Source organism: Marinomonas profundimaris, assembly GCF_000508165.1.
Taxonomy (GTDB): Bacteria; Pseudomonadota; Gammaproteobacteria; order Pseudomonadales; family Marinomonadaceae; genus Marinomonas; species Marinomonas profundimaris.
Map to the genome: position 1 here is coordinate 1 of NZ_AYOZ01000033.1, position 2,889 is coordinate 2,889.

Below are 2,889 nucleotides of genomic sequence, written 5' to 3' on the forward strand. Positions count from 1 at the left end.
GCGGAATTGGCAGTTTTTCGGTCAATTCGTCTCAGAGCTCATAGATGTTACTTTGTCGCGATTTTGGGATACTTCAAATCAAAGCCCGTCATCCTAGATATCGCTTACTCGCAGGTTTCTAAGGATTTAATGTTCATCAGTAAAGAGCTGCTTGGCGGCAAGGGGCTCAGACCATTCACTCCCTCACAAAAACAAAAAGATCGACTCTACGCAAAAGTATTAGACCTTGCTGGTTATCACAAATGGGACGAAAGTCAGCACTTCAATTCTCTTTTCGACCACCTTGTTCAGGTGGGCAATGCCTGGCTGGAGCCGCGTTACCTCTTTGATACTGCTATTGAATTCCTAACCAGTCACAGCATTGCTATCCCTAGGTACACCGTACTCCAGAGACTGATAAGCAGAGCGATGCAGCAGGTCAGAAAAGACCTGGCGCACCAACTTAATCAACTCACCAGTCCTGAACTTCACGTCTTTCTGGACAGCATAACAGCCATTGATGACGGACTAAGCCTGAACCAGCTCAGAGGCGGTGCAAAAAGTCTGACCGTACCTGAACTTAAAAAAGAGCTTGCCCTTTATCATCAGTTAGCGCCATGGCGCACGCAAATCAATGGCGTTATCGATGGGCTTAATCTGTCTCTTAAAAATCGACAACACTTCGGTGAGCTCATCAACTATTACGGTAGTAAACTCAAACGATTCAAACGCGCACAGCAGCATCTATGGTTGCTATGTCACCTGACAGAGCGGATACAACTGGCACTGGAACGGTTAACTGATGGGTTCATTTACCATATCCGCAAGCAACAAGAAGCTGCCAACACCTTTGCACAACAAGCAGTGTTCCTGTCCTGGCAGTCAGCCGCGGACAATGTCACGAAAGCGGCAGAGTTACTGCATCTGTTTGTGGATGAGAACATTGATGATAATCAACCCTTCTCAGTAGTCAGACAACAGGCATTGAAGGTCATGAATGACAGGGATATCCAGACCCTCTGCCTTTACCTGAAAAAACAGAAACGGACCGTGGAAGAGTACCAGTGGCAACATTACGATGAACAATGCAATCTCCTGGAGCAACTGTTAAGGCAGGTGTTCTTGTGCCTTGAATGTGAGGCCGGTAAAGGCTCAGAAGCCGTCGTCGCCCAACTTCAACAGATGCAGACGGAAATCGCATTCGGTGGACCACTGAAGACGATGGATACGTCGCTCATCCCGAAAAAGCACCTCCCATGGTTGGTTAAACAGGATAACGTTAACCCGCAACGTTACGAATGGCTGCTCTACCGGCAGTTAACCTCACGACTGAATGGACGCATTTATTTGCCAAATGTTACCAAATACCGCGCACTGGAAGACGACCTGATCCCCCAGACATCGCAGGATACCTTGCTGGCCTCATCAACACTGGACAGACTAAAACAGCCCGCAGAGTTATTGTTACAGGAGAAACAACACCGGCTGGAAAGTGCACTCAAAGACGTTGCTCTCCATATTGATGAGGGAGACAATCGAAATGTGATCATGAAAAATCGTACCGGTACCCGCTGGCGTCTGCCGACCAAAAGCGCTACATCTCTGGTCAACAATCCCTTTTTTAAGCGAATGCAACCGGTCGGTATCGCGGATGTACTGCGGTATGTAGAGCGCGAAACCGGGTTCATGAAATGTCTGACTCATGTACTTCCGATACAAAAACAAGGGTTCACTCATCAGGATGATTTACTGGCCATTCTGATTGCCAACGCCACTCACCGTGGTGTGTATGGCATGGCGCAGATCTCCGATCGAAGCTATGAACACCTGAGTACGGTGCAGGCCAACTATATCCGGCCTGAAACGCTGCATGACGCCAGCGACGTGATCAATAATGCGGTTGCAGCGCTACCCATCTTCCGCCACTACCATATTCAGGAGGACCAGCTGCATGCCAGTGCGGATGGTCAGAAATTCGAAACCCATCTGGAAACCTTTAAAACCCGGTACTCCTCTAAGTATTTCGGCACCAACAAAGGGATCACGGCCATGACACTGGTGGCCAACCACAGCGCCCTCAATGCTCGGATCATCGGTTCCAACGAGCACGAATCACACTATATTTATGACCTGTTACAATCCAACAGCAGTGAAATCAAACCTGACGTACTCTCGACAGATACACACGGTGTCAATCATGTTAACTTCGCCTTACTGGATCTATGCGGTTACAGTTTTGCACCGCGATACGCGCAGTTCAGTAGTGTCATCAATGATCTGTTTGACGTAACTGAAAATGAACACGGCGGCACCAACCTTGCCCTGAAAAAGCCCATCAGGACGAATGTCATCGAAACGGGATGGCAGGATATTAGGCGCATTGTTCTGTCACTTCAGACAAAGCGAACGACACAGGCAATGCTGGTAAGAAAGTTGTCTGGTTATCCTTCGGGGCACCCGACATTACAGGCGCTGACGGAGTATAATCGACTGGTCAAAGCGCAATATTTACTGGATTACATAGACAATGCCAGTTTGCGGCAGTACGTTCAGCGTGCCCTTAACCGGGGAGAAGCGTGGCACTTCCTGAGACGGGCTATTGCGTCGGTGAATGGCGATCAGTTCCGAGGCAAAAACGAGAGTGAAATCGCTATCTGGAATGAATGTGCAAGATTGCTTGCCAACGCGATCATCTACTTCAACTCCGCGATACTGAGTCATCTGCTGGGACACTTTGAAGCGAGAGGAGATGAAGAGAAAGCGGGTATCACTCGTGCTGTTTCGCCCGTTGCGTGGCAAAATATCAACTTAAGCGGAACGTATAACTTCACTAATACTGGGAAATTGCCCAATATTGGCGAAATAACAAGGCCGATAGTGGATGATTAGGCTCCAAGCTGAAAGTAAACC

General features: G+C 48.4%; 1 protein-coding gene. It reads left to right on the plus strand.

Features of this window, described 5'->3' with window-relative positions; genetic code table 11:
• The coding region (locus D104_RS30820; RefSeq protein WP_024024501.1) for a Tn3-like element ISShfr9 family transposase at positions 1-2,868 on the plus strand (2,868 nt) is incomplete at its 5' end.
• Positions 2,869-2,889: the final 21 nt, after the last annotated feature.